The sequence below is a fragment of the Virgisporangium ochraceum genome, assembly GCF_016863655.1.
Lineage (GTDB): Bacteria > Actinomycetota > Actinomycetes > Mycobacteriales > Micromonosporaceae > Virgisporangium > Virgisporangium ochraceum.
Window position 1 is genome coordinate 43,121 of record NZ_BOPH01000027.1, and the last position, 23,282, is coordinate 66,402.

17 protein-coding genes are annotated in these 23,282 nt (G+C 72.6%); 7 read left to right on the forward strand and 10 right to left on the reverse strand.

Going from position 1 to position 23,282, the window contains the following annotated elements:
* Nucleotides 1-46 precede the first annotated feature (46 nt).
* From Voc01_RS12330 to Voc01_RS12340, 3 genes are all read right to left on the reverse strand, one after another.
* Nucleotides 47-499 carry a hypothetical protein gene (locus Voc01_RS12330; RefSeq protein ID WP_203927503.1) on the reverse strand — a complete coding sequence of 151 codons (453 nt, stop codon included), beginning with the start codon at nucleotides 497-499 and terminating at the stop codon, nucleotides 47-49.
* Nucleotides 500-533: 34 nt separating this feature from the next.
* Nucleotides 534-1,172, reverse strand: coding sequence for a hypothetical protein (locus Voc01_RS12335; protein ID WP_203927504.1), 639 nt, complete (start codon nucleotides 1,170-1,172; stop codon nucleotides 534-536).
* A gap of 77 nt (nucleotides 1,173-1,249) precedes the next feature.
* Nucleotides 1,250-3,604 carry an AbfB domain-containing protein gene (locus tag Voc01_RS12340; protein ID WP_203927505.1) on the reverse strand — a complete coding sequence of 785 codons (2,355 nt, stop codon included), beginning with the start codon at nucleotides 3,602-3,604 and terminating at the stop codon, nucleotides 1,250-1,252.
* A gap of 227 nt (nucleotides 3,605-3,831) precedes the next feature.
* Between Voc01_RS12340 and Voc01_RS12345 the strand changes: the two genes are divergently transcribed.
* The 5 genes from Voc01_RS12345 to Voc01_RS12365 are packed head-to-tail and all read left to right on the forward strand — an operon-like array spanning nucleotide 3,832 to nucleotide 9,462.
* Nucleotides 3,832-4,929 (forward strand): ABC transporter substrate-binding protein, encoded by a 1,098-nt coding sequence (locus Voc01_RS12345; RefSeq protein ID WP_203927506.1) that lies wholly within the window; start codon nucleotides 3,832-3,834, stop codon nucleotides 4,927-4,929.
* A 26-nt stretch (nucleotides 4,930-4,955) separates the two neighbouring features.
* Nucleotides 4,956-6,482 (forward strand): sugar ABC transporter ATP-binding protein, encoded by a 1,527-nt coding sequence (locus Voc01_RS12350; protein ID WP_239160131.1) that lies wholly within the window; start codon nucleotides 4,956-4,958, stop codon nucleotides 6,480-6,482.
* The gene (locus tag Voc01_RS12355) at nucleotides 6,475-7,419 is read left to right on the forward strand and encodes an ABC transporter permease (protein WP_203927508.1); all 945 of its coding nucleotides are present in this window, start codon (nucleotides 6,475-6,477) and stop codon (nucleotides 7,417-7,419) included. The genes Voc01_RS12350 and Voc01_RS12355 overlap by 8 nt, the downstream gene beginning before the upstream one ends.
* A complete protein-coding gene (locus Voc01_RS12360; protein WP_239160132.1) occupies nucleotides 7,416-8,423 on the forward strand; it encodes an ABC transporter permease in 1,008 nt (335 codons plus the stop codon). Before Voc01_RS12355 ends, Voc01_RS12360 begins: the two co-directional genes overlap by 4 nt.
* Before the next feature lie 13 nt (nucleotides 8,424-8,436).
* Nucleotides 8,437-9,462 carry a LacI family DNA-binding transcriptional regulator gene (locus Voc01_RS12365; protein ID WP_203927509.1) on the forward strand — a complete coding sequence of 342 codons (1,026 nt, stop codon included), beginning with the start codon at nucleotides 8,437-8,439 and terminating at the stop codon, nucleotides 9,460-9,462.
* A 435-nt stretch (nucleotides 9,463-9,897) separates the two neighbouring features.
* Here Voc01_RS12365 and Voc01_RS12370 read toward each other — a convergent pair whose 3' ends face one another.
* The 4 genes from Voc01_RS12370 to Voc01_RS12385 all read right to left on the reverse strand — a co-directional run bounded on the left by Voc01_RS12370 (nucleotide 9,898) and on the right by Voc01_RS12385 (nucleotide 14,967).
* Nucleotides 9,898-13,323 (reverse strand): ABC transporter ATP-binding protein, encoded by a 3,426-nt coding sequence (locus Voc01_RS12370; RefSeq protein WP_203927510.1) that lies wholly within the window; start codon nucleotides 13,321-13,323, stop codon nucleotides 9,898-9,900.
* A gap of 81 nt (nucleotides 13,324-13,404) precedes the next feature.
* Nucleotides 13,405-13,791, reverse strand: coding sequence for a hypothetical protein (locus Voc01_RS12375; protein WP_203927511.1), 387 nt, complete (start codon nucleotides 13,789-13,791; stop codon nucleotides 13,405-13,407).
* On the reverse strand, nucleotides 13,784-14,218 hold the full coding sequence (locus Voc01_RS12380) for an uL11 family ribosomal protein (protein ID WP_203927512.1): 435 nt from the start codon (nucleotides 14,216-14,218) through the stop codon (nucleotides 13,784-13,786). The genes Voc01_RS12375 and Voc01_RS12380 overlap by 8 nt, the downstream gene beginning before the upstream one ends.
* A gap of 47 nt (nucleotides 14,219-14,265) precedes the next feature.
* Entirely contained in the window at nucleotides 14,266-14,967 is a 702-nt protein-coding gene (locus tag Voc01_RS12385; RefSeq protein WP_203927513.1) for an IclR family transcriptional regulator, read from the reverse strand.
* A gap of 75 nt (nucleotides 14,968-15,042) precedes the next feature.
* On the opposite strand from Voc01_RS12385, the gene Voc01_RS12390 reads away from it, so the two are divergent.
* A complete protein-coding gene (locus tag Voc01_RS12390; protein ID WP_203927514.1) occupies nucleotides 15,043-16,002 on the forward strand; it encodes an MBL fold metallo-hydrolase in 960 nt (319 codons plus the stop codon).
* A 6-nt stretch (nucleotides 16,003-16,008) separates the two neighbouring features.
* Nucleotides 16,009-17,487 (forward strand): FAD-dependent monooxygenase, encoded by a 1,479-nt coding sequence (locus Voc01_RS12395; protein ID WP_203927515.1) that lies wholly within the window; start codon nucleotides 16,009-16,011, stop codon nucleotides 17,485-17,487.
* Between the two features lie 341 nt (nucleotides 17,488-17,828).
* Here Voc01_RS12395 and Voc01_RS12400 read toward each other — a convergent pair whose 3' ends face one another.
* The 3 genes from Voc01_RS12400 to Voc01_RS12410 all read right to left on the reverse strand — a co-directional run bounded on the left by Voc01_RS12400 (nucleotide 17,829) and on the right by Voc01_RS12410 (nucleotide 23,255).
* Complete coding sequence (locus Voc01_RS12400; protein WP_239160133.1) at nucleotides 17,829-18,899, reverse strand: LacI family DNA-binding transcriptional regulator; 1,071 nt, start codon at nucleotides 18,897-18,899, stop codon at nucleotides 17,829-17,831.
* Complete coding sequence (locus tag Voc01_RS12405) at nucleotides 18,896-21,757, reverse strand: glycoside hydrolase family 3 protein (RefSeq protein ID WP_203927516.1); 2,862 nt, start codon at nucleotides 21,755-21,757, stop codon at nucleotides 18,896-18,898. Before Voc01_RS12405 ends, Voc01_RS12400 begins: the two co-directional genes overlap by 4 nt.
* 250 nt (nucleotides 21,758-22,007) lie before the next feature.
* Nucleotides 22,008-23,255: an ROK family transcriptional regulator gene (locus Voc01_RS12410; RefSeq protein ID WP_203927517.1), complete on the reverse strand. Its 1,248-nt coding sequence runs from the start codon at nucleotides 23,253-23,255 to the stop codon at nucleotides 22,008-22,010.
* Nucleotides 23,256-23,282 lie beyond the last annotated feature (27 nt).

Genomic DNA, 23,282 nt, shown 5'->3' on the forward strand with positions numbered 1-23,282 from the left:
CCACGATTTCCGGCGCTCGCCGCGCACCGCCCCGGTTCTCCGGCGCTCACCGCGCACCGCCCCGCCGCTCGACGCCGTCGAGCAGCGCCTTCCCGCTGGCGTACTCGGCGTCCAGGGCCGTCCGGAAGCCCTTGTCGATCGCGACGAGCGTGTCGCGGATGGCGCCGGCGACCCGGTACCCCTCGCTCAGGTGGTCCCACATGAGGTCGATCGACTCCTCGTGCAGCTTCCAGATGCGCGGGCCCACCGCCAGGTACGGCGGCTCGCCGACGGTCTCCATGTACGCGAGCGCGCCCCGCGCCATCATCAGCTCCTCGTGCGCGGTCCGCCACGCCTCGAGGTGCACCGCGATGTCCTCCGACGCGTACCGGAGCTGACCGGGCCGCATTCCCAGGTACTCGTCGTAGTGGGGCCCCGATTCGACGGGACGCGGACCCGCCGGCTTCCGCTCGGGCAGCGGAGGCTGCATCCGTCCGGGCAGTTCGTCGAGATCGGCCATGTGCGCTCCCGTTCAGCTCGTCGCCTTCACCCGGTCAACGCACATCGAGCCGCATCAGTTCAACGCGGGCGTGCCCGAGTGCGGCCCGGATCGCGTCGGTCACCTCGACGTCGTCGCGCCGCGACAGCCACTCCGGGTCGGCGGTGCACGTCAGGGCGCCGTTGCCGGCGAGGGAGACCGTCACCTTCCCGAACGCCGACACGCCGGTCGCGGCGGGGCGCACGCGTCCCTGTACCCGGGTGTCGTCGAGGGACGCCAGGATCTCCCCGGTGGTACCGGTCGGCGGGGACGGCTCGGGCAGCGGCGTCGGTTTCGTCGGGACGCCCGGAGGCGGCTCGCCGGTCTCGCCCGTGACCCAGGCGTCCAGCGCCTTCAGGCGCTCCGGCAACCCGGCGTCGACCAGTCGCCGGTCGGCGACGGCGGCCCGGTCGGCGAGCGCCGCGGCGGCGGCTTCCGCCACGGCGCCCGCGAGCCTCCCGGTGCCGACCGACCGGCGCCAGCCGTCGCCGAGCGAAACGGACTCCGCCAGCCCGGCCGGGTCGAGGGTGACACGCACCGTTCCGGTGCCGTCCGCGCCCTCAACCCGGCCGGGCCCGTCGGTGGACATGTTGTCCAGCGCGTCGAGCGACCGGAGCAGCCGGTCGACCCGCGCGGCGTCAGCGTCGTCGGTCATTCCACTCCTCATGTCGAGTGGAATCGATTAGAGCGCGGACACCGGACGAACGACAGGTCTGCGGAGTCCGGTAAATCTCACGGCGCCCAGGGTGAACCGATGACCCACGTGCTGTCGTTGACCCAGGGATCGGGGTTGCTGTACGCCGGCCCACCCGCGCCGTCGGTCATCCACACCTCGGCGTTGTAGTGGCGCAGGAACGAGCCGCGGAAGTTCCACGACTCCAGCGACACCCCGGTGCCCGACAGACCGGTGCGGGCGCACCAGGTCGCGTCGGCGCGGAACAGGGCCGACCCGTCGTTCACCGAGTTCTGTGCCCGGGAGTTGGCGTGCCGCAGGAACTGCCCCGGGAAGTTCACCGACTCGAACGAATAGCACGACCCGTCGGCGAGCCCGGCGCGCACGGTGTACGTCGCGTCGGCCTTCGTCGTCGCGTCACTGGACGCGTTGACCACCGCCGTGTACGCGAGGCTGTTCTGGTGCCGCAGGTACCGGTCGGTGTATCCGGGCGTGGTCACCTGGAACGAGACCCGGCTGTTCACCGGGAGCCCGACCGGCGACAGCGCCGGCGTGTTCCGCGACGCGGCGATGAGTGCCTGGTTCGCCGCCCGGACCCGGTTCTGGTCGAACTTCACCACCTGACGGTCATAGGTGAGGAACCCGTTCAGCTCGCCTTCCAGGTCGGTGATCTCGGTGTAGACCGACGCGCTCAACCCCTTGCCCATCATGAGGTTCTGCACGCCGCGCACCAGGCCGACGTACCGGTCGGTCATCGCCGTCGGGTTCGCCTGCCACTCGTAGGCGAACCACTGGCCGTTCGGGCTGTACTGGTGACCGGGTGTCTGCAGCCCGAGCCCGCCGAACTCGCCGAGCACCGCGATCCTGCTGCCCGACGGCACCGGTGAGGCCGGCCCGAGGTACATGTGCCAGTCGTCGATGTCGCCGTTGCCCGGGTTGCCCAGCGACTGGCAGCAGTTGTATCCACTGTGGACGTTCACCAGCCGGGTCGGATCGTAGTTCTTCACCATCTGGCCGACGCGCTGGGTGTCGGCGAGCGCCCGCTCGCCCCAGCCCTCGTTGTAGGTCGTGTACGCGACCACCGACGGCGAACTGCGGTGCTCGTCGACGATCTCGCGCGCCTCCGCCTCGAACTGGGCCTGCTGCGCGTTGGTGGCGTTGATGTCCTGCGCGGTGAACGACGGGATGTCCTGCCACACCAGGAGTCCGAGCCGGTCGGCGTGGTAGAACCAGCGCTGCGGCTCGACCTTGATGTGCTTGCGCACCATGTTGAAGCCCAGGTCCTTGTGCTTCTGCAGGTCGAAGGCCAGGGCCGCGTCGGTGGGCGCGGTGTAGAGGCCGTCGGGCCAGTAGCCCTGGTCGAGCGTTCCGGTCTGGAACACGAACTGACCGTTGAGCAGCGGCCGCAGCTTGCCGTTCACCATTCCGGTGGTGATCGTGCGCATCCCGAAGTAGTGCGTGGTGCGGTCGACCTGTGCCCCCGACGCGTTCCGCAGCGTGACGCGGAGGTTGTACAGGAACGGGTCGTCCGGCGTCCAGCGGCGGGCATCGGGCACCGGCACGGAGAACTCGGTGAACCCGCCGGTGGCCGTGCCGACCACGGTGGACCCGTTGAGCGCCTCGGCGAGCACGGTGTGCCCGGAGACGTCTCCCCGCGTGAACACCCGCACCCGCAAGGTGTTGTTGGACAGGTTCGGGTACATGTCGACGCTGCTGATCGACGAGGCGGGCGTCGGCTCCAGCCACACGGTCTGCCAGATTCCGGAGACCGCCGTGTAGAAGATGCCGCTGGGCGTCTTGGTCTGCTTGCCGATGAGCGGCAGCGTGTTGTTCTGGCGGCTGTCGGTCGGGTCGTAGACCTTCACGACGATCTCGTTCGCGCCTCCGATGAGCCGGGGCGTGATGTCGAAGCCGAACCCGTCGTAGCCACCGGTGTGCGAGCCGACGCTCACCCCGTTGACGTACACGGTGGTCTGCCAGTCGACGGCGCCGAAGTGCAGTTGCACGCGGCGTCCGGCCCAGGTCGGCGGCACGGTGAACGTGCGGCGGTAGAACAGGTAGTGCCGGTTGTCGTTGGGCGGACGCATGATGCCCGACAGCGCCGACTCGACCGGGAACGGCACGTTGACGCGCTCCGGCAGCGTCACGCCGAACTGCGGCGCGTCGTCGGTGACCGACTGGCGCAGTTGCCACTCGCCGTTGAGGTTCTGCCACTCGGGCCGGGTCATCTGGGGTCGGGGGTACTCGGGCAGCGGCGTGCCGTTGAGGGCCTGCGCGGTCCAGGGTGTGGTCAGCGGCGGGGTCTTGGCCGGGGCGGCCTGCGCGGGCGTGTGCACGAGCAGGCTGGCTGCCGCTGTGGCGAGGAGCGCCGCGACGGCCAGGATCGGCCTTCGCGACGCGGACATCGGGGACATGTCGCCTCCGTGGGGGTGGGCGGTGGGCGGTTGCGGCGCCGCCGGGGCGGATGGAGCGGTTTTCATAACGGCGCCGTCACGGCTCTTGACCGTCTCCCAAGCCGTGTGTTTAACGTTATAGAACCCACTGGACGGCCGCGTCAATAACCGACCGTCGATGTCTGAGAGCGCTCTCGCACCCATCGTGAGCGCTCCCTTCCCTCACCCCCGCCCTGAGGAGTCCCTTCATGTCCCTCCGCACGCCCTTACGCGGGTCGTCCCGGCGCGCCGTGGGCGCCACCGCCGCGCTGCTCGCCGCTACCACCCTGTTCGCCGGCTGCACCAAGAGCGAGGACGGCGGCACCCCGTCGACGTCCGGCACCGAGGGCGCCCAGGTCGTCGCGAGCAACTCCGCGCCGGCCGGACCGTCCTGCACGCTGCAGCAGTACGGCGCCGCCAAGCTCGATCTCAAGAACGCCGTCGTCGGCTTCTCCCAGTCGGAGAAGGAGGCCAACCCGTTCCGCATCGCCGAGACCCAGTCGATCAGAGACGAGGCGGCCAGGCAGGGCGTCAAGCAACTCCTGGTCACCAACGCGCAGTCACAGCTCAGCAAGCAGATCGCCGACATCCAGGACATGCTCAATCAGGGCGCCCAGTTCCTGATCGTCGCGCCGCTGAACTCCGACGGCCTGGAGCCGGCCCTGCAGGCGGCCGCCGCCAAGAAGGTCCCGGTGCTCACGATCGACCGGAAGATCAACTCCAAGAGCTGCAAGGACTACCTGGCGTTCCTCGGCTCGAACTTCGTCGAGCAGGGCAAGCGGGCCGCCGACGCGATGATCAAGGTGACCGGCGGCACCGGCAAGGTGGCTATTCTGCTTGGTTCGTCCGGAAATAACGTAACTACGGACCGCACCAACGGCTTCGTCGACCAGGCCAAGGCCAAGGCGCCGGGGCTGCAGATCGTCGCCCAGCAGACCGGCGAGTTCGCCCGCGACAAGGGCCAGCAGGTCATGGAGCAGCTGCTCTCCAGCAACCCGGAGATCACGGCGGTCTACGCCGAGAACGACGAGATGGCGCTCGGCGCGGTCACCGCGATCAAGGCCGCGAACAGGAAGCCGGGCCAGGACATCAAGATCGTGTCAATTGATGGCACCCGCAACGCCGTACAGGCCATCGTCGACGGCACGATCAATGCGGTCATCGAGTCGAACCCACGGTTCGGCCCGCTGGCGTTCAAGACGGCGCTGGACTTCTACAACGGTACGGCGATCCCCGAGAACGTCATCATCGAAGACCGCGAGTACGACTCGGCCAACGCGCAGTCGTCGCTCGGCAGCGCCTACTAACCATGGCGGCTACGACTCCAAAGGGAGTGGTCCTGGAGACCCACGAAGTCTCCAAGCGGTTCCCCGGCGTGCTGGCCCTCGACCGGGTCAGCATGTCGGTGGGCCCCGGCGAGGTGCACGCCCTCGTCGGCGAGAACGGCGCCGGCAAGTCGACGCTCATCAAGGTGCTCACCGGCGTCTACCGGGCCGACGGTGGCGAGGTGCGGTACCGGGGCGCGCCGGTGAGCTTCGGGCGGCCCCTCGACGCCCAGCACGCGGGGATCTCCACGATCTACCAGGAGGTCAACCTCGTCCCGCTGATGAGCGTCGCGCGGAACCTCTTCCTGGGACGCGAACCGCGGCGGGTCGGGCTGATCGACGTGGCGCGCATGAACCGCGAGGCGTCGGAGACCCTGGAGCGGTACGGGATCAATGTTGACGTCACCCGCCCGCTGCGCTCAATAAGCCTGGGTGCGCAGCAGATGGTCGCCCTGGCGCGCGCTGTCGCGGTCGGCGCTCATGGCGACACGGCACGGGTTCTCGTCATGGACGAGCCGACCTCCTCGCTGGAGCCGCGCGAGGTCGAGACGCTCTTCCGCGTGGTGCGCGACCTCAGCGCGCAGGGCATCGCCGTCGTCTACGTGAGCCACCGCCTCGACGAGCTGTACGAGCTCTGCCAGCGGGTCACCGTGCTGCGCGACGGCCGAGTCGTGCACACGGGCCCGATCAAGGGTCTCGACCGGCTCACGCTGGTCTCGCACATGCTGGGCCGCGACCTGGTCCAGGTGGAACGCGACGGGGTGACCGGGTTCGGCGACCACGGCGAGGCCACGTCCGCGGAGCCACTGCTGCACGTCGACGGTCTGCGCAAGCGTCACGTCCTCGACGGTGTGTCGTTCACCGTGCGCCCCGGCGAGGTCACCGGCCTGGGTGGGCTGCTCGGGTCGGGGCGCTCGGAGACCGCGAAGGCCATCGTCGGTGCCCTGCCGCTCGACGACGGCTCGGTGACCGTCGGCGGCCGGACGCTGCGGAGACTCTCCCCCGCCGCCTCGCTGCGCGAGGGCATCGCGCTGCTGCCCGAGGACCGCAAGGCCGAGGGCATCATCCCCGACCTGTCGGTGCGGGAGAACATCGTGCTCGCCGCGATGCCCCGCCTGGCGAGAGCCGGGATCGTGACCCGCCGCCGGCAGGACCGCATCGTGCGGACCTTCATGGAACGCCTGCGCATCAAGGCGTCCAGCCCCGAGCAGCGGGTCGCGGAGCTGTCCGGCGGCAACCAGCAGAAGGTGCTGCTGGCCCGCTGGCTGTGCCTGGAACCGCGGCTGCTGCTGCTCGACGAGCCCACCCGCGGCATCGACGTAGGTGCCAAGGCCGAGGTGCAGAAGCTCATCGACGAGCTGGCCCGCGACGGGCTGGCCGTCGTACTCATCTCCTCCGACCTGGAGGAGCTCGTCGAGGGCGCCGACCGGGTCGTGGTGCTGCGCGCCGGCGCCGTCGTCGGCGAGCTCGCCGGCGACGACGTGAGCGAGCACGCCATCATGGCCGCGATCGCGCAGGAGGCCGCGGATGACTGAGCTCGCCGTCGCCGCGAAGAGACCGGTCGCGCGGTACGTGCAGGACTACGGCGTCTACGGCGCGGTGGCGGTCCTGTTGCTGTTCAACGCGTTCTTCACCGACAACTTCCTCCAGGTGTCCAACCTGCGCACGCAGCTCGTCCAGGTCGCGCCGGTCGTCATCGTCGCGCTCGGCATGGCGCTGGTGATCGGCGGCGAGGGCGTCGACCTGTCGGTCGGGTCGGTGATGGCGCTGGCCGCCGCGGTGATCCCGCTGTACCTCGGGTTCGGCGTGTGGCCGGCGGTGCTGATGGCGCTCGTGGCGGGCGCGGTCGCCGGGCTGGTGAACGGCTCGCTGGTCGCGGTCGTCGGGTTGCAGCCGATCGTGGCGACGCTGGCGCTGCTGGTCGCCGGGCGCGGGCTCGCGCTGGTGATCGCCGACGGCCAGCTCAAGCAGATCCGCAACGCCGACCTGCTGGCGCTGGGTGAGGGCGGCGTCCTGGGCCTGCCGCTCATCGCGGCGGTGCTCGCGGTGGTCGTCGGGTTCGTGGTGCACCGCACCACGTACGGGCGCCAGCTCGTCGCGATCGGCGGCAACCGGCCGGCGGCCCAGCTGGCCGGGTTGCCGGTGAAGCGGGTGCTGATCGTCACGTATGTCCTCTGTGGAGTGTTCGCGGCGCTCGCGGGTGTGCTCGCCACGGCGCGGCTCACCGCGAGCGACCCGTCGGCGGTCGGCAACCTCATGGAGCTGTCGGCGATCACCGCGGTGGTGGTCGGCGGCACGCCGCTGACCGGCGGCCGGATCCGGGTGCTGGGCACGGTCGCGGGCGCGCTGCTCATGCAGCTGCTGCGGGCCACGCTCATCCAGCACGGGCTGCCCGACTCGACCGCCCAGATGGTGCAGGCGGCCGTGATCCTGGTGGCGGTGTACGTGGCGAGGCAACGGAGGACGCGGTGACCGCCGTACTGACCACCGGGGGCAGGCAGCTTCCCGTGTCCCGCGTGGCGCGCAGCGAGCGCATCGCCGCGCTCGCGCAACGGCACGGCGCTCTCGCGGTCCTCCTGCTGTCGACCCTTGTGGCATCGCTCGTGTTCGACTCGTTCGCCACGTTCGACAACCTCACCGGGATCAGCATCCAGTCGTCGTTCCTCGTCGTGGTGGCGGTGGGGATGACGTTCGTCATCATCACCGGTGGCATCGACCTGTCGGTCGGCTCGGTGTTCGCGCTCGGCGGCGTGGTCGCCGCGTGGGCCAGCCAGTACGGGCTGGCGCCGGCGCTGCTCGCGCCGCTGCTGGTGTGCGGGGCGGTGGGGCTGCTCAACGGCCTGGTCGTCGCGTACACCGGGCTGGCGCCGTTCATCGTCACACTCGCCACGCTGCTGGGCGCGCGCGGTCTCCTCCTCGCGATCACCGACGAGGGTGCGAGGACCTTCCTCGTGCCGCGCGACGCCGCGTTCCTCGACCTCGGCCGGGGCACGTTGCTCGGGTTCGGGTACCCGGTGTGGATCGCGGTGCTGCTGTGTGTTCTCGGCGGCGTGCTGCTGCAGCGGACCCGGTACGGTCAGGGCGTGTACGCGATCGGGGGCAGCGAGGACGCGGCCGCGCTCATGGGCCTGCCGGTGGCCCGCATCAAGGTGCTCACCTATCTGTTGAGCGGACTGCTCGCCGGCTTCGCCGGAGCGCTCAACGCGGCCCGGCTCGGCTCCGGGGTGACGATCCTCGGTGTCGGCATGGAGCTCGACGCGATCGCGGCCGTGGTCATCGGTGGCACACTGCTCATCGGTGGTGCGGGTACGGTCAGCGGAACCCTGTGCGGGGTCCTGCTGTTGGGCGTCATCCAGAATGTGATCAACCAGATCGGAAACCTCACCTCCTCGGTGCAGTCGGTGGTGAGTGGTGCGTTCCTGGTGGTCGTCGTGGTCACCCAGAGCTACCTCAGCCGGGTCCGGCGGCTGCGATGAGAGGGGCTCGTACGTGGTGGTCAGCCTGAAGGACATCGCCGAGCGGGCCGGCGTCTCGCTCGCGACGGTGTCCAACGTGGTCAACGGCTACCGGCCGGTCGGCGAGGCGACGCGGCTGAAGGTGCAGGAGGCCATCGACGAGCTCGGCTACTCCCCCAATCTCAGCGCCAGACACCTGCGCAGCGGACGCACCGGCATCGTGGTGCTGGCGATCCCGGAGCTGAACAACCCGTACTTCGCCGAGCTGGCCGGCGCCGCCATCCGGGAGGCGGCCGGCCTCGGCTACACGCTCGTCATGGAGGACACGGCCGGCGACCGCGACAAGGAGCTCATGCTCGCCATGGGCTCCCGTCGCCAGGTCATGGACGGGCTCATCTTCTCCCCGGTCAGCATCACCCGCGAGGAGGTGCTGGCCCGGTCCGTCTCGACGCCCCTGGTGCTGATCGGCGAGGGCGTCTACGACGTCCCCCACGACCACATCGCGATCGACAACATCGCGGCGTCGCACGCGGCGGTGCAGCACCTCGTGTCGCTCGACCGGCACCGCATCGCGTTCATCGGCTCGCAGCCCGGCGACCTGCGCCAATCGGCCCACCTGCGCTTCCTCGGCTACCGCCGGGCGCTGGGCGCCGCCGGTCTCCCGTTCGAGGACGCCCTCGTGGTGAGCACGGCGCTGTTCGGACGCATGGACGGCCTGCGCGCCATGCGGCACCTGCTCGACCTGCCCGAGCCGCCCGACGCGGTCTTCGCCTACAACGACCTGATCGCGATCGGCGCGATGCGCGCCATCGGCGAGGCCGGCCGCCGCATCCCCGACGACATCGCGGTGATCGGCATCGACGACATCGAGGAGGGCCGGTTCAGCACCCCGACCCTCACGACGGTGGCCCCCGACAAGGAGTACATCGGCCGGCTGGCGGTGCAGGCGCTGGTCGCGCGGATCGAGGGCAAACCGGTGAGCCCGCCGTACGACGTCCAGCCGCCGTTCCGGCTGATCACCCGGGAGAGCACGCTCGGCGGTCCGCGACCGGTGCGTTAGCGTTCACTACTCACCAGTCGGGAATGACGGTCGCGCCCGGAAAGTCCCGTTCCGCAGGTGGCGGTACCGGGGGCACCTCTCCCCGTCCACGCCCGGGTGAAGTCCCTCGCCCGCCCCCACCGCGACGTCGAGCCCGGCGTCGAGCCTGCGCACCCAGGTGAGGAAGCCCAGCGCCACGACGAACCGGGACCGATCCTCCCCCTCCGCCCAGCGCCCGCGCGTCGCCGGTCATCCGGCCGAGCCTCTCCCACCGACTCCCGGACCAGGCGCCGATCTTGCAGTTGGGGCCCCCATCAAACCGGCATATACACCTACAGAAGGGCGGCCACAAATGCAAGATCGACGCGCCGGCGGGGGCGCCGCCGCCACGGGCGCACGCGCACGCCGGCCGGCGCGCCCCGGCCGGCGCCCGCGCCGCGCCGGCCCGCTCGGCACTCAGCCGGCCAGGTGGCCCCACGTGGACTGGAGCTCGCTCCACGTGCCGTGTGCCGCCACCGACCCGCCGATCAGCACGACGACCTGGTCGGCCTGTACCAGGGCGGCCCGCTTCGACGTCGAGCCGACCACGGTGACGCCGCGTTCGCGCAGGGCGCGCCACAGGTCCAGCTCCGTCGTCACGTCGAGTGCCGACGACACGTCGTCTGCGATGAGCAGTTCCGTGCTCGGCGCCAGCGCCCGGGCCAGTGCCAGCCGCTGGAGCTGGCCGCCGCTCAGGCGGGTCCCCTTGTGGCCTATCAGCAGACCGAGGCCGCCGCCGGTGCCGGACAGGTCGTGGTCGAGCTGTGCGGTGGAGACCGCGCCGTGCGGGTCGACCTCGTGCCCGAGCCGGATGTTGTCGGCGACCGTGCCCGACAGCACCCGCGGCAGCTGCGCGACGTAACCGACCTGGTTGGGACGCAGGAACACCTCCGGCTCGGTGACCGCCTCGCCGTTCCAGCGCAGCGCGCCGGTGTGGTGCACGATGCCGGCCATCGCGCGCAGCAGCGACGACTTGCCGGCGCCCACGGGGCCGACGACCAGCACCAGGTGCCCGCGCTCGACGCTGAGGTCGATGTCGCGGACACCGACCGTGCCGTCTTCATGCACGGCCGTGAACCCGTCGAGGTCCAGGCGCCGCAACGGGTTGCGCGGTGCGGTCGGCGGTGCCGGCGCGGTGCCCTCGGAGATGTCCACCCCGGGCACCTCGGCCGAGTACGCGGCCACGCCGCTCATCGCGACGGTGCGTGCGGTCCACACGCGGGCCGACGGCAGGTGCGCGACCAGCGACGCCGTCGTCCACGCGAACCACCGCGCGGCGCCGAGCGTCGACACGGCGACCAGCGCCGCGCCGGCGGTGAGCGAGCCGCCGAGGTACATCGCCCAGACGCCGACCGGCAGCAGGCCGGCGAGCAGCGCCGGCGTCGACCGGGCGAGCACCTGCAGCCGGATCTCGTGCCGCACCCGCTCGCTGCGGACGGTGTCGAGCCCGGCCAGGTGCACCAGCACCGGGTCGGTGGCACCGGCGAGCTTCACGGTGCGCGCCGCCGACAGCGACGACACCAGCGCGGTCGCGAATGCCGCCCGTGCCGCCACGGTGCCCCGCGCCGACTTCTCCAGCAGCGGCGCGAACGTGGTCGACGCCAGCCCCGACACCACCATCGTCCCGAGGAAGAACAGGCCCGGCACGATCGAGCCGGACACCAGGGTCATCGCCGCGAGCACGAACATCGCGATGAACTGGTCGACGAGGTTGTCGGCCAGTTCCACGACCCGTTCGGTGTCGCCGCCCTGCGCCACGACCTCGGCCGGCGTGTGCGAGCTGACCCGCCGCGCGCCGGTCTGCCCGTGCACGAGCCGCAGGCTGATCCGCAGCATCTGCCGCACCCACCACTCCGGGAACCACCGGTTGGTGAACCACGGGATCGGCGTCGCCAGCAGCAGCGCCGCCACGATGCCGACCGCCGGCCCGAACGGGTCGCCCGCGCCGTCGACGAGATCGGCCCACAGCAGCGGCAGCACCACGCCGTCGAGCCCGAGGAACGTCAGCACCAGGAACAGCGCCACCGACAGCAGCCCGTACCGCGGGTCGTTCGTCATCAGGCGGTAGAGCTCGCGCAACGCGCTCGCTTTCGGTGGTTGCGGTAGTACCGGCGGTGCGGCCTTGTCGGTTCCATTGGAGGAGACGGGCACAGCCCCGTCGCCGTTGGCCGGTGCACTGGGTACGTGGCTGGTGGCGAGCAGCCGGGCGAAGCGGTCGGACTCGTGCAGCGGCCCGGCCTCGACCACCTCACCGTCGGCGAGCATGACGACCTCGTCGCAGCTGCGCACCGACGACAGCCGGTGCGCCACGACGATGCCGATGCGCCCGTCGAGCAGCCGCGCCGTGGCCCGCTGGACGCGCGCCTCGGTGACGGGGTCCATCCGGGCGGTCGCCTCGTCGAGGATCACGACGTGCGGGTCACGCACGAGGATCCGGGCGAACGCGACGAGCTGCTCCTGACCGGCCGACAGCACGTGGCCGCCGTCGCCGAGCTTCGTGTTCAGCCCGTCGGGCAGGTCGCGGACCCACTCGCCGAGCCCCAGCTCCTCCAGCGCGTCGCCGGCCGGCCCGAGGAGGTCGGTGTCGAACAGGGCGATGTTCTCGGCCAGCGTGCCGGCGAGGATCTCGGTGCGCTGCGGCACGATCGCGATCCAGCGGCGCAGCCCGTCGAGGTCGAGGTCGACCATGTCGGTGTCGCCGAGGAACACGGTGCCGCGCGGCACGTCGACGGCGCGGGTGAGCACCTTGGCGAGCGTCGACTTGCCCGAGCCGGTGCGCCCGATGAGCGCATAGGAACGGCCCCGGGCGAACGTGAGGGTCACGTCGCGCAGGGCCGGGCGCCGCTCGGGCGAGCTCGCGTACCGGAACGTGAGACCTCGTACGGTGAGGTCGGCGTCGGCCGGTGCGCGCCCGCCGACGGGTTCCTGTTTCGCTTCCCGCAGGAGCTGGACCCGGTTCCACGCACCGAGCGCGTACTGCAGCTCGGGCACCATGCGGCTCACGTGCTCGACCATCGCCCCGAACGCCAGCACCAGCAGCCACACCGCGGTGAGCCGCGCGGCGTCGATGCGTCCCGCGGTGAGCGCGGCCACGCCGCCGACCACCACGGCCGCGATGCCGGCCCGCATGACCGCGGCCGCCGACGCGGTGACCCGCGCCGACAGCGACCACACCCGGCGGCCGCGGGTGAGCACCTCGCTGGAGCGGCGGGCGAACAGCCGCAGCACGTAGGGACGGGCGAGACTGGTACGCACGTCGTCCTGTCCGTGGATGGACTCCTCCATCACGGCGGCGAGGTCGGACCACGCCTCCTCCTCGCCCATCCGGGCGGGGGTGATGCGTGCCGTGGGCCTGCGCAGCGCCACCCCGAGCACCGTGGCGACGACGAGCATGCCGAGCCCGGCCGGCCACCACACCACGAACGCCGTGATGATCGACGCGACCCCGGTGGCACCGGCCTGCGCGATCCGCACGCCGGCGCCGCGCAGCTCGGAGGCGACCTGGTTCACGTCGCCGTCCATCCGGTCGAGCAGCTCGCCGACCGGGGTGCCCTCCAACGTCGGCAGGTCCTGGCCGAACGCGACGCGGCACAGCCGGCGCCGCACGTCGGCCGCCCAGTCGGCGGTGAGGCCGGCGGTGATGAGGCCCATCACGAGGTCGGTGCCCACGGCCACCACGAGCGCGACCGCGAGCAGCACGAAGATCACCGACGACCGCTCGATGAGCACGGTGCCGGCGAACGCCGCGGCGAGCGACTGGCCGACGGCGCCCAGCACGATGAGGACGCCCACCAGCGCCGTACGGCGCGGTGAGGTGACCCACAGGTCGCGGAGCAGACGCATGGCGTGAACATCCCTGGAAGTCGGCGGAGCTTCCAGGTTGGCCGGATCGGCCGGGCCGTTCAAACGAATTACGGCCGGCCGTCACCCCGTCGGGCGGGGTGGCCGGCGGGCGGGGTGGTCGGCGCAGCCGCGTCTCGTGGCGCCGTTGGTGCGGTCGACGAACGTCCGCCCGCACCGGACGCACCGCTTCAGGCGGCGCCATCCGCCGGTCACCGCGACGAGCGCGAGCGCGGTCGCGGCCGCCGCGACCGGATCGGTGACCGCGATGCGCCAGCGCCCACCGACGGGCTCGACGCGCAGCACCGCGCCGGCCAGTACCGGGTTCAACCGGCCGGCCGCGGCGCGCTGGTCGGGAAGTCCCGCGCAGACGTCAGCGAAAACCGTTGCCAGCAAAGCCTCCGCGTCGTACAGCGCGGGGTCGAGGACGCGGTACGGCGCCACCACCCCGCGCCAGAGGCCGTCACTCATCCTCGATGAGGACGCCCATCGAGCGGGCGGTGCCGGCGATCTGCCGCATCGCCGCGTCGACGTCGTCGGTGTTCAGGTCGGGCAGCTTGCGCTCGGCGACCTCGCGCAGCTGGGCGCGGGACATCTTCGCCACCACCTGCGAGCCGGGCCGCGGCGAACCCGACGCCAGCCCGAGCACCTTGCGGATGAGGTACGCGGTCGGCGGGGTCTTGTAGCGCAGCGCGAACGACCGGTCCTCGAACACCGTGACCACGACGGGCACGATCTCGCCGCGCTGCGCCGCCGTTGCCGCGTCGTAGTCGAGCTTGAGCTGGCGCGTGTTGACGCCGGTGGGGCCGAGCATCTTGCCGATGTCGACCATCGCGGCGTTGCCCGCCTCGAGCTCGAGCGTGAGCTCACGGGACTTCTTCTTGGGAGCCGGTGCCATGCGGGCGACGCTAGGAACTCCCGCGACTGGAGGGTCAAGCTGGAGGGTCAAGCCAGCGCGGCCCGCACCGCCGCGGCGGTCTCGACCACGAGCGCGCCGAGCTCGGCGAGATCCGCCGTGTCGGCGAGGAAGACGACCGCCACCGACCCGACGACCCCGCCGTCCCAGCCGCCGCGGACCACGGGTGCCGCCACCGACTCCAGCCCGGCGATCACCTCACCACGCGAGGTCGCGTACCCGCGCTCGCGGGCGAGCGCCACCTCCGGCCGTTCGCCGGCCCGCTGCCGCGCGCCGGCGAGCAGCGCCAGCCCCGGCGCGCCGCGGTCGACCGGATGCCGGCTGCCCGGCCGGTAGGCCACGTGCGCCGGGCCGTGCGGCGGCTCGACGCTGGCGACGGTGACCGCGTCGTCGCCGTCGCGTACCGCGAGGAACGCGGTGGCCCGGGCGCGGGCGGCCAGCCGGGTGAGCTCGGGCAGGGCGGCGGCCTGCACCGGCCGGCTGACGCTCGCCGCCAGCACCGCGAGGCCGATCCCCGGCTCGTACCGCCCGTCGCCGGTGCGCCGCACCAGGCGGTGGTCCTCGAGCGTGCGCACCAGCCGGTACGCCACCGACCGGTGCAGGTCGACGCTGGCGGCGAGCACGCCGAGGTCGACCGGGCCGCCGGCGTCGGTGATCGCGGTGAGCAGCCGTAGCCCGCGGTCGAGCGTCTGGGAGTGCGGAACGGACTGATCCTTGCGCGGACGTGCCACGGGGCCCTCTCGTCGCATATAGTCCGGTCACCTGTGACGGAAATACTTTTCCGAATATAGAAACGGGTGATCGCCATGGTCAAGCCGTTCGCCTCGTCCGCCGATCTCGACGAGAAGGCCGAGACCCTGGAGGTGATCGGCGACGGCGTGTACGCCTTGACCGCCGAGGGCGACCCGAACGTGGGCGCGGTCGAGGGCGAGGACTTCGTGGTCGCGTTCGAGGCGCGCGCCACGCCGGTGATGGCGCGGCGCTGGCTGATGCGGCTGCGCGAGCACACGACGAAACCGGTGCGGTTCCTCGTGTTGAGCCACTACCACGCGGTGCGGGTGCTGGGCGCCGCCGCGTTCGGCGCCGACGTGATCGTCACCCACGAGCAGACCCGCGCGCTGATCGCCGAGCGCGGCATGGAGGACTGGGCGTCGGAGCGCGCGCGGATGCCGCGCCTGTTCACCGGCGAAGAGTCCATTCCCGGGCTCACCTGGCCCACGGTCACGTTCTCCGACCGCCTCACGATCGACCTCGGCGGCTCGCGCGGCGACCTGGTGCTGCGTTACTGCGGGCGCGGCCACACCGCCGGCGACATCGTCGCCTGGCTGCCGGGGCAACGGATCCTGTTCGCCGGCGACCTCGTCGAGGCGCAGGCGGCCCTCTACACCGGCGACGCGTTCCACCTCGACTGGTCGTCGTCCACATTGGACAGTGTGGCGGCGCTCGGCGCGGAGACGCTCGTCGGCGGGCGCGGCGCCGTCGCGCGCGGACGCGACGCGGTCGACGCGGCGATCGCGCAGACCCGCGCGTTCCTCACCGTGATGGTCGACCGCACGCGCGAGGTGCACGGCCGCGGCGGCACGCCACGCGAGGCGTTCCTGGCGGTGCACGCGGCCCTCGCGCCCACGTTCGGCAAGTGGCCGATCTTCGAGCACTGCCTGCCCTTCAACGTGCAACGGCTGTGGGACGAGTTGAGCGGCGTCGACTGGCCGCGGATCTGGACAGCGGACCGCGACCGTGAGGTCTGGGCCGCGATGCAGGGCTGACCGGCCGTGCCCGCGGTGATCGTCGTCGGAGCCGGCCCGGTCGGCCAGACGGCCGCGCTGCTGCTGGCCCGGTGGGGCGTGCCGGTGGTGGTGCTCGACGCCCGGCCGGCCCGCGACGTGGTCGGGTCGCGGGCGATCGTCCAGCAGCGCGACGTCATCGACATCTGGGACGCGGTCGGCGTCGGCCGGCGGATCGCCGACGAGGGCCTCACCTGGCGGACCGCCCGCACCTACCACCGCGGCCGCGAGCTGTTCGCCGTCGACTTCGTCGACAGTGGACGGTCACCGTTCCCGCCGTTCGCCAACGTGTCACAGGCCCGCACCGAGGAACTGCTCGACGAGCGGCTGGCGCGCACGCCGCTGGCCGAGGTGCGCTGGGGCCACCGGGTCGTCGGCCTCGAGCAGGACGACGAGGGTGTCACGGTCGTGTGCGAGACGCCGGCCGGCGAGCGGCTGCTGCGCGCGTCCCATGTACTGGCCTGCGCCGGCGCGCGGGCCGATACCCTCCGGCGCGACCTCGGCCTGACGTTCGACGGCGAGACGTTCGACGACCAGTTCCTCATCTGCGACCTCCGCACCGACCTTCCCGGGTGGGAGACCGAGCGGCGGTTCCACTTCGACCCGGTCTGGAACCCGGGCCGGCAGGTGCTCGTGCATCCCTGCCCGGGCGGCACGTTCCGCGTCGACTGGCAGGTGGCGCCGAGCTTCGACCTCGCCCGCGAGGAGGCGTGCGGCGGGCTCGACCGCCGGATCCGGCAGATCGTCGGCGACCGGCCGTACGAGCTGGTGTGGCGGTCGGTGTACCGGTTCAGCTCGCGGGTGGTGCCGCAGATGCGGGTCGGTCGGGTGCTGCTGGCCGGCGACTGCGCGCACCTCATGTCGCCGTTCGGCGCCCGCGGTCTCAACTCCGGCGTGCAGGACGCGGAGAACGCGGCGTGGAAGCTCGCGTACGTCCACCATGGATGGTCGCCGGAGTCGTTGCTGGACACCTACCACACCGAGCGGCACGCCGCGGCGCTGGAGAACCTCGCCGTCGCCGGTGCGACGATGCGGTTCCTGGTCCCCCGCACCGACGACGAGCGCCGGCACCGCCACGACGTGCTGAGCCGGGCCGCCACCGACCCGGCCGCGCGGGCGCTGGTCGACTCGGGCCGGCTCGCGGAGCCGTTCTGGTACACCGACTCGCCGTTGACCACCCCGAACCCGCGGTACCCGGTCACCGGCCGGCCGCCACGCGGACGGACGCATCCGCCGGCACCCGGCGTGCTGGTGCCCGACGTGCAGACGCGCGACGGCACCCGGGTGCGGGCCCTGGCCCGGCGCCCCACGTTCGACCCGGTCGTCGTCGACCACGCGGAGGTGCCGGCGGTGCCCGACGGGCAGGTGTGGGTCCTGCGGCCCGACGCCCACCTGGCCGCGGTCCTCGACGCCGCCGACACGGCCGCGATCGGTGCCGCGGCGCTGCGCGCGGTCGGAAACGTGTAGTCAAGCCTCCAAGAGCCCTTCTGGGGTCAGGGTCCGGGGCCGGACCGCGCAGCGCCGACGACCGGGCACGCAACGCGATCGTGCGGTGCCGCGTCAGCTGATGATCGAAAGTGGTGGCGACTTTCTGCTGTTTGGCCCGGGCCACAACAGCAGAAAAGCCCCACCACCACCTTCGATCATGGTTGGTTCTGGGCAGCGCCCACGACCGGGCGCGATCGTGCGGGGTCCCGATCACATGAAGATCGATGGCGGTGTCGACCATTCATCGGTGCCCGCAACTCCGGGCCACCGGACATTCGGACGCAGGAATCCCCCACGATGTCGGCGCCCGTCGCGCGGGGTCACACCCGCGCGGCGGGTGCCGTCATGGTGCTGTCGCGCGCGGTCAGCCGCGGCGCGAGCAGTGTCGACTGTGGAGGGTGCACGCCGCCGAGCTTGCACATCAACAGGTCCACCGCCCGGATGCCGACCTCCTCCGCGGGAATCTGCACCGAGGTCAGCGCCGGGACGGTGCGCTCGGCGATCTCCTCCGGGCAGATCGCCACCACCGACACGTCGTCGGGAACCCGCCGGCCGAGGTCACGCAGCGCGGCGAGCACGTGCTCGACGGCGGCCTCGTTGTGCACCACCAGACCGGTCACGCCGGGCTCGGTGGCGAGCAGTTCGGCGATGCGCCGCCGCACCGCGAGCGGGTTCTCCTCGCACGGGCCGGCCACCGCGTGCACGCCGTGCGCGGCGGCCGCGTCGAGGAACCCGGTGCGCGTGCGGTGCGCGAACCCGGTCCCCCGTTCGTAGACCGCCTGCGGCGCGCCCAGCAGCGCGACACCGCGGTGCCCGAGGCCGGCCAGGTGCGCCACGCACTCGGCACCGGCGCGGTGGAAGTCGAGGTCGACGCACGTGAGCCCGGCCGCCTCCGCCGGGAACCCGATGAGCACGCTGGGCCGGGCGAGGTCGCGCAGGAACGGCACCCGGCGGTCGTCGAGCTCGACGTCCATCAGCACCAGCCCGTCGACGAGCGCGCTCGCGGCCACCCGGCGCAGCCCGTCGGGGCCCTCGTCGGCGGTGACCAGCAGCACGTCGTGGTCGAACTGGCGGGCGGCGGTGACCACCGACACCGCGAAGCGCATCACCACCGGCAGGTGCATGCCGGCCCGCAACGGCAGCACGAGCGCGATGACGTTCGACCGGTTGCTCGCCAGCGCCCGCGCGCCGGCGTGCGGGTGGTAGCCCAGCTCCCGCACGCTGGCGAGCACGCGTTGGCGGGTGCTCGCCGAGATCGACCGCTTGCCACTGAGCACATAGGACACCGTGCTCGGCGCGACGTGCGCGTGCCGGGCCACCTCGGCGATGGTCACCGGGCCGGCCGGCGGGCGGCGCCGCGCGGGCGGGGCGATCGCCCCGTGGCCGTTCACCGGCCGTCCACGACGAGCGCCAGGTCTCGCAGCCGCGTGTCGGGCTCCTCGAACACCACGTAGAGATCGCGGCGGCCGCCGGCGCCGGGAACCGGCACCTCCACCGCGGTCCAGTCGTACGGGTCGCCGTCGCACGCGACCGCGACGGTCGCCAGCACCGGCCCGCCGAGCGGGTCGTCGAGCCGCAGCGTCACGGCGGCGGTGCCGGCGCCGACGCGCGTGACCGCGAGCCGGCACGACGCCGCGCCGTCCGGGAACAGCACGTCGTGGAACGCGATCCACCCGCCCGGCTCGGTGGCGGCGACCGCGTCGCCGGCCGCGGGCGCGGCGTCGACGAGCGTGACGCCGGCGTAGTCGTCGTGGTCGACCGCCCGGGTGGGCCGGGCCGGGTCGCGCGGCGGGATCGCGGTTCCCTCGACGAGGACCGACGTGCTCAGCTCCGGATCGGTGGCCGAACCGCCCACGAACACCTGGTGCGGCGACCGCTCCACGTGCCAGGCGCCGCGCGTCACGTCCCAGATCGCCAGCTCCTCCGCGCGGAGCGTGAGCCGCACGACGCGGCTCTCGCCCGGCGCGAGCTCGACCCGCTGGAACGCCCGCAGCCGCCGTAACGGCTGCTTGACCCGCGACCGGAACTGTCGCGTGTAGACCTGCACCACCTCGGCGCCCGCGCGGTCGCCGGTGTTCGTGACCTCGACGGAGACGGTCACCTCGCCGTCGGCGGGCATCGACCGCGACGACACCTCCAGCGACGAGTACGCGAACGTCGTGTAGCTCAGGCCGTGCCCGAACGCGAACAGCGGTGTGCCGCGGAAGTACTGGTACGTCGCGTCGGCGGCGATCACGTCGTAGTCGAGCAGGTCGGGAAGGTCGGCCACGGACCGGTACCAGGTCTGCGTGAGCCGCCCGCCGGGGTTCACCGCGCCGACGAGCACCTCGGCGAGCGCGGCGCCGTACTCCTGGCCGCCGTGCGCCGACCACAGGATCGCCGGCGCGCCGGCGGCCACGGCGTCGAGCGAGTACGGGTAGCTGCTGGAGATGACGAGCACCGTGCGCGGGTTGGCCTCCCGCACGGAGCGCACGAGCGCGGCCTGGTCGGCCGGCAGCGCGAGGTCGGCGCGGTCCTGGGTCTCGCGGCCGTTGACCATCGGGTGGTTGCCGACGACGACCACGGCGACGTCGGCCTCCCGGGCCGCCGCGGCGGCCGCCGCCCGGCCGTCGGTCACCAGCTCGACGGTGAACGGGGTGGCGTCGGAACGGGAGGCGTCGGCGCGCAGCACGCCGTCGGCGTCGACGCGCACGTACCGGTCGCTGGCGCGGTTGCGCAGCAGCGCCTGCCCGCCGCCGGTCTCCTCCAACGAGAACGTCTCGCGCACGATCCAGCCGCCGGGGCCCGTGCGGTCGTTGACGAGCGTCCCGTTGTCCTCGGCGCCGACGTGCCGGTTGTTGGCCACCGCCCGCAGCACGATGGCGTCGTCGCCCCAGTCGAACACGTCGAACCAGGTCGCCGCACCGGTCGCGGCGGCCTCGACCGCGAGCGGTTCGCCCTCACCGCGGTCGGACGCGACGACGCGGCCGGCCGCGGTGCGCAGCGCGACCCGGTCGACACTCTCGTGGAACGTCACCGAGCCGGCGCCGAGCAGCTCGCTGAGACCGGCCCGCGGCGTGACCGCGTACGGCAGAGTGCCGCTGTACCAGTCGACGAGCAGCGTGTCGGCGAGCGGGCCGAGCACGGCGACGCGGCGCAACGCGTGCGGGTCCAGGGGCAGCAGGCCGTCGTTGCGCAGCAGCACCATCGACTGGCACGCCGCCTCGCGGGCGAGGTTCTGGTGCGCGGCGCAGTTGATGACCTCGGCGGTCACCGCGGTGTACGGGTTCCGCTCGGGCGGGTCGAACTCGCCGAGCCGGAACCGCACCGACAGCACCCGCCGCACCGCGGTGTCCACATCGGACATCGCGAGCTCGCCGCGGTCGAGCGCGTCGGCGAGCAGGCCCACGGTGCGGGCCGAGTCGCTGTCGTGCTCGGTCATGCTGTCGACGCCGGCCCGTACCGCGGCGGCGAAGCCGGCGACGTGGTCGGCCCGGTAGTGCTGCGACCCGGCGATGTTCGACACGCCCCCGGCGTCGCCGACGACAAGCAGGTCGGGTGCGGCGGCCCGCAGCTCGTCGTCGATGAGGGGGCTCAGGTGCGCGGGCCGCCCGTTGACCAGGTTGTACGAGGCCATGACCGCGACCGCCGCGCCGGCGGCGAGCGGGATGCGGAACGCGGGCAGCTCGTACTCGTGCAGCACCCGCGGGCCGAGCGTGCTCGAGGTGATGTCGCGGTCGGTCTCGTTGTTGTAGCCGAGGAAGTGCTTGAGCGTCGGTGCGGTGCACAGGTACCGGGGGTGGTCGCCGCGCAGGCCGGCGGCGTAGGCGGTGGCGACGACGCCGGTGAGCCACGGGTCCTCGGCGTAGCCCTCCTCGTTGCGGCCCCACCGCGGGTCGCGCAGCGGGTTGACCACGGGCGCCCACACGTTGAGGCCGGCGCGCTCGGGGTCCTTGTGGTGGAAGCCGCGCACCTCGGCACCGACCGCGGCGCCGACCCGCTCGACGAGGTCGGGGTTCCACGTGCTGGCCAGCCCCAGCGCCTGCGGGAACACCGTGGCCGGTCCGAGCCAGGCCAGCCCGTGCAGCGCCTCGGTACCGGTGCGGAACGACCCGATGCCCAGCCGGGGCACGGCCGCCTGGTACTGGTGCAGCAGAGCGAGCTTCTCGGCGACGGTGAGCCGGCCCAGCAGGTCGTCGATACGGGCCGACAGCGGCCGGGCGGGCTCGCGGAACAGCTCGTCTGGGGGTCGCTCGCTCTGCTCGATCACGAGAGTGCCTCTCGGCCGGGTCCCTGTCGAAGCGCTTCGAACGGGCTCCGACGTTCGGGGCCGTCAGGAAAGCGCTTGCCTCGAACGGACGGAGATTGCCCTTCGAAGCGCTTCGACAACGGACTGCAAGGTTTCGATGGTGCTCTGGCGGTGATGTGGGGGTGGTCCGCGGCGCGTGTTTCGGGGGTGTTGCCGCTGGGATTCGAGGCTCGCATTGGGAGCGCTCCCAGTCAAGCCCTTCTATCGGCCGTTACCCTCCGGCGGGTCGCGGTAGGAGACCTCCGTCGAGATCGTCGAGCAGCCGCGCGGCGCCACCGATGGCCGCCGCGTCGGCACCGAGGGCCGAGGCGACCAGCCGGCACCCGCCCGCGCCGGGCGCCACCGAGCCCGCCGCCAGCTCCTCCTCCGCGGCCGGCAGCAGCCAGGGCGCGAGCGCCACGTAGTGCCCGCCGAGCGCGACCACCTCGGGGTTCAGCAGGTTCACGGTGGACGCGAGAGCGCGGCCCACGTGGCGGCCGGCGCGGTTGAGGACGTCGAGCGTCGTGCGGTCGGCCCGGCGGGCGCGGCGCACCACCTCCTCGACCTCCGCGGCCAGGTCGGGCACGGCGGCGTCGTCGGGCTGCGGCCGCACGTGCCGCACGATCGCGGCGGCACCGGCCACCGCCTCCAGGCAACCGCGTCGGCCGCACGGGCACGCCGGCCCGTCGGGCTCCACCGTGATGTGCCCGATCTCGCCGCTGTAGCCGAGACCGCCGCGCACCAGCCGGCCGTCGAGGATGATGCCGGCGCCCACCCCGGCCGCGTTCGTGACGTGGATGAGGTTCGCCGTGGCCGCGTGCGCGCCGAACCGGAACTCGGCGAGCACCGCGAGGTTGGCGTCGTTCTCCACGACCACGTCGTAGCCGGGCTTGCGCAGCGCCCGGACCAGCTCGCCCCGCAGGTCGACGTCGTGCCAGCCGAGGTCGCTCGCCAGCCGGACGGTGCCGTCGGCGTCGACCAGGCCGGGCACCCCGACGGTCAGCTTGAGAACCTGGCGCCCGGCGGCCGTGAGCCGGTTGACCGCGCGACCCACGACGGTGGTGACCGCGCTGGTCAACCGACCGGGGCTGGTGGTGGCGACGCCGTTCTGGGCGCCGCCGGGGGTCACCGCGCGGCGCCACGACAGCAGCTGCTCACCGGCGAGGTCGAGCGCGACCGCGGTGACCTGGTCGGTCGCGACCGTCACGCCGAGACCCGCGTAGGCGGTGCCGTCGAGCACCAGCATGGTGGCCGGCCGGCCGATGCGGTGCTCGGTGAGCCCCGACTCGCGCACGAGCCGCCGCTCGATGAGGTCGGCGACGAGGCTCGACACCGTCGCCTTGTTCAGACCGGTGGCCGCCGCGATGTCGGCCCGCGAGCACGGCGCGTGCCGGCGGACATGACGCAGGACGACGGCGAGGTTCGTGGCCCGCACGTCGGCGAAGTCAGCGGGCTGCGGCCCGTGCTGCGCAGTGATCACTTGTGGCCCGTCTGTCCTTGCTGGTTC